Source organism: Caenimonas sp. SL110 (assembly GCF_001044395.1).
In the GTDB taxonomy this organism is placed as follows: Bacteria; Pseudomonadota; Gammaproteobacteria; order Burkholderiales; family Burkholderiaceae_C; genus Ramlibacter.
The window spans coordinates 1-3,139 of sequence record NZ_JANU01000046.1; the positions used below are offsets into that span (position 1 = coordinate 1).

At 62.7% G+C, this 3,139-nt stretch carries 1 protein-coding gene; it reads left to right on the top strand.

Annotated elements, in window-relative coordinates; genetic code table 11:
• Positions 1–3,139 (top strand): non-ribosomal peptide synthetase (locus AQ12_RS19140; RefSeq protein ID WP_048441568.1); only part of this gene is annotated, 3,139 nt, incomplete at both ends.

Genomic DNA, 3,139 nt, shown 5'->3' on the forward strand with positions numbered 1-3,139 from the left:
CGTCGGACGCCACGACGACTTCTTTGCGCTGGGAGGGCATTCGCTGCTGGTGCCGCAATTGCTAAGCCGCCTGCACCGCGCGGGTTGGGAAATCGATGCGCGCGATATGCTTGCCGCGCCCGTTCTGCACGCCGTGGCCGCCATGGCGCGTCTCGCGCAAGCCGCGTTCATTGCACCGCCAAACCTGATTCCCGATGCGTGCTCCACCATCGAACCAGAGATGCTGCCCCTGGTATCGCTGACGCAGCAGGAAATCGACCGGCTTGCAAGCGTTGTGACCGGCGGAGCACCCAACGTCAAAGACATCTATCCGCTGACACCTTTGCAAGAGGGGATTCTCTATCACCATAGGGCGAGTGAGCAGGGCGATCCATACATCTTTCCGGTGGTTCTGAGGATTCAATCGCGGCAACGCCTGGAACAAATGCTGGATGCGTTGCAACACGTCATGGATCGACACGACCTGTTGCGCAGCAGTATGCATTGGGAAGGAATGCAAGACCCGGTACAGGTAGTCTGGCGCAGCGCGCGACTCCCAGTGGAGGAGCTGCACTTGTCGGGCGAGGGCGACGCAGTCCAGCAATTGCTGGCACAGGTCGATCCGCGAACGATGCGCATGAATCTGCAGCGCGCGCCGCTGACGACAGCCTATGTCGCGGCTGATCCGCATTCCCAATCAGGCGACTGGCTGATGTTGCTGGTCACCCACCACCTGAACTATGACCACGTCGCACTCGAGATCATGCTGGAGGAGGTCCAGGCCTACATGCACGGTCGAGAACTCTCGCCCCCAGTTCCGTTTCGAGGTTTCGTCGCACAGACCCTCGCTCAGGCACGTAGCGGCGAGAGCGAGGTCTTCTTCCGCAACCTGCTTGGCGATGTGGACGAGCCTACGGCACCATTTGGTCTGATGGACACGATGCTGGATGGGGTGCGGTCGCGTGAAGCTACCTGCGAAGTGACGCCCGAGTTGTCGCAGCGCGTGCGACGTGCCGCGCGCGGGTTGGGCGTCAGTGCAGCGGCATTTTTCCACGTCGCATGGGCGATTGTCGTAGGGCGCTGCGCGGGACGGGACGACGTGGTATTCGGCACCGTGCTATCCGGGCGTATGCAGGGAACCGCTGAAGCCGATCGGGTATTCGGACTATTCATTAACATGCTGCCGGTGCGCGTGTCGCTGGGAAGCGCCAGTGTGAGCGAGGCGGTCCAGAAGACGCATCGACAGCTGGCCGACCTGCTCCGCCACGAGCAGGCACCACTGGCACAGGTGCAACGACTGAGCGGTGTGCGGTCGCCGCTGCCGCTTTTCACGGCCAAGTTGAACTACCGCCATTCACGAGGTGCATCGGAGGCTGGCTTCGAAGGCATCGAACTCGTCGAGTACGACGAGCGCAACAACTATCCGTTCTCCCTCGTTGCAGACGATTGGGGTACAGGATTCACCTTGCGGGCACAAACCACTCCAACCCTCGACCCGCAAAGGTTAGTTGGGTGGATGCAGACCGCGCTGGGCGAACTGGCGGGCGCGCTGGAAAGTGCGCCGCAAACGCCTGCGTCCGCACTGAATATTCTGGGTGGCGACGAGGAGCGGCGTCTCCTGACGGAATGGAACGACACGGCGCGCGAGTTTGCCCCATGCGGCCTGCACGAACTCATCGCCGAGCAGGCTGCTAGCACACCTGGGAAAGTGGCCGTGATCTGCGAGGGTCAGCAGTTGACCTTCGCCCAATTGAACGCGCACGCCAACCAGCTGGCTCATCACCTGCGCCGCCTGGGCGTTGGCACCGATTCGCTGGTGGGCTTGTACGTCGAGCGCTCGGTCGAGACGCTGGTCGGCGCACTAGGAGTGCTGAAGGCCGGTGGCGCTTACGTCCCGTTCGACTTGAAGATGCCAGCCGAGCGAATTAGTGCAATGCTGATGGACTGTGGCCCGCGCGTGCTGCTCACACAGCAGCACCTGCTAAGTGCACTGCCGGCCACCGACGCACACATCCTCTGTCTTGACGCGGACCGGGCTTCGCTCGAAACCGAAAGCGAGCAGAACCCTGATGTGCGAGTAGCACCCGGCGACCTGGCCTACGTTCTCTACACCTCGGGTTCGACGGGAACGCCCAAAGGCGTCTGCGTCGAACACCGGCAGATCGTCAACTACGTGTGCAGCATCATCGAGAGGCTGGACCTTGCCGGTGGTCTGAGCTTCGCGTCAGTGTCCACCTTCGCAGCAGATCTTGGCTACACAGTTGTCTATCCGGCCCTGTGTACTGGCGGGCTTCTGCACCTCATTTCGCAGGAGACCGCTGCAGACCCATCCGCGCTCGCCGAGTACTTCGAACGCCACCCGGTCGACTGCCTCAAGATCGTTCCTTCTCACCTCTCGGCCCTGCTGACAGGCGACCAGCCCGAGCGCGTATTGCCGCACCGCCGGCTCGTGCTCGGCGGTGAAGCCAGCAGTTGGGAGCTGATCGAGAAAGTGCGGCAGTTGGCCCCGGACTGCGCAATTTTCAACCACTATGGTCCGACGGAGACTGCTGTCGGCGTTCTGACCAACAAGCTGGAGCCTGCCGACGATACCTGTCGGCCTTCGGCTCCACCGCTCGGACGCCCTATCCACAATACGCGCGTCTACGTACTCGACACGAACCGGCAGATTGCGCCGTCGGGAGTGCCTGGCGAACTGTATGTGGGCGGCATTGCCCCGGCACGCGGCTACCTCAATCGGCCGGACTTGACGTCCGAGCGGTTCATCGCCGACCCCTTCTCGCAGGAGCCGGGTGCGCGTCTGTACCGCACGGGCGACCGCGCGCGGTTTTTGTCCGACGGTTGCGTCGAGTTCCTGGGCCGCGTAGACCATCAGGTCAAGGTACGCGGCTTTCGTATCGAGTTGGGCGAAATTGAAGCCCTCCTGCGCTCGCACCCGTCGGTGCGTGCCGCTGTCGTGATGCAGCGTGAGGACGAACCCGGTGCCAAACGCCTTGCCGCCTACGTTGCGGCTCGCGAGGGCGAGACGCTTGACGTCAGTGCATTGCGCGAGCACCTGCGCTCGCTTGTGCCGGATTACATGATTCCAGCGCACTTCGTCGTTCTCGACCAACTGCCGCTGACACCCAACGGCAAGCTCGACCGCAAGGCGCTGCCGGTG